The sequence below is a fragment of the Verrucosispora sp. SN26_14.1 genome (assembly GCF_004307965.1).
Taxonomy (GTDB): Bacteria; Actinomycetota; Actinomycetes; order Mycobacteriales; family Micromonosporaceae; genus Micromonospora.
Genome location: NZ_SISL01000833.1, coordinates 1 through 1033, shown reverse-complemented (window position 1 = coordinate 1033; position 1033 = coordinate 1). Strand labels below are relative to the sequence as shown.

The 1033-nt window shown below is 76.2% G+C and carries 1 protein-coding gene and 1 pseudogene; one reads left to right on the top strand and one right to left on the bottom strand.

Features of this window, described 5'->3' with window-relative positions; genetic code table 11:
- Positions 1-703 (top strand): annotated as a pseudogene (locus EYA84_RS32280) (DEAD/DEAH box helicase); the annotation flags it as partial.
- A 9-nt stretch (positions 704-712) separates the two neighbouring features.
- On the opposite strand, the gene EYA84_RS32875 reads toward EYA84_RS32280, so the two are convergent.
- A partial coding sequence (locus EYA84_RS32875; protein ID WP_161595090.1) for a hypothetical protein occupies positions 713-1033 on the bottom strand: 321 nt, incomplete at its 5' end.

The following is a 1033-nucleotide window of genomic DNA, read 5'->3' as shown; positions in this document are numbered from 1 at the left end:
GACGGTGGCGGGCCGCTGGTCCCGGCTGCCGGAGCGGGACACCGATCCGACCCGCCGGGCCGCCGCACTGGCCGACGTGCTGCTGGAGCGGCACGGCGTGGTGACCCGGGGCGCGGTCGTCGCCGAGCAGGTGCCGGGCGGGTTCGCCGCGGTGTATCCGGTGCTGGCGGCGATGGAGGAGCGCGGGGCGGCCCGGCGTGGATACTTCGTCGACGGTCTGGGCGCGGCACAGTTCGCGGTACCCGGCGCGGTGGACCGGATCCGGGCCCTGGCCGAGCCGCTCGACGACAGTCGGGCGACTCGGGGTGCTCCGGCGGTGGTCCTGGCCGCGACCGACCCGGCCAACCCGTACGGCGCGGCACTGCCCTGGCCGGAGCGGGTGGTCGACTCCGGTGACGCGGCGACCCCCGCGCCCACCGGGCACCGGGCCGGGCGCAAGGCCGGTGCCCTGGTCGTGGTGGTCGCCGGCGATCTGGTGCTCTACGTCGAGCGCGGCGGCCGGACGATCCTCAGCTTCACCGACGACTCCGACGCGCTGACCGCTGCCGGCAAGGCGCTGGCCGATGCGGTCCACTCCGGAGCGCTCGGCCCGATGTCGGTGGAACGCGCCGACGGTGAGGCCGTCCGCTCGTCGCCGCTGCGGGACGCCCTCACCGCCGCCGGTTTCCGCACCACCCCGCGCGGCCTGCGGCTACGCGCCTGAGCGCCTGGCTCAGTCGAGCGCGGTCAGCGCCTTCTCGTAGGCGGGGCGGTCGGCGCGGGGCGTCTTGGCCTCCAGGTAGTTGAGCACGACGGTGCCGGAGCGGAACGAGGCGCCGGCCCACACGTCGGCCATGTCGGTGGCACTGACCTCGTCGGGGAAGACGTAGACGGCCACGCCGTCGGTGACCACGATCTCCGAGCAGCCCAGGCCGAGCCCGTCCGGCCCGCAGTCCACCGAGCGGTCCTTGGACTTGCCGGCCTTCAGCCCGGCGGCCCGGAACGCGGCGACGACCTCCCGCGCGCTGGGCTCGCCGGCCTGGCGGCTGTCTGT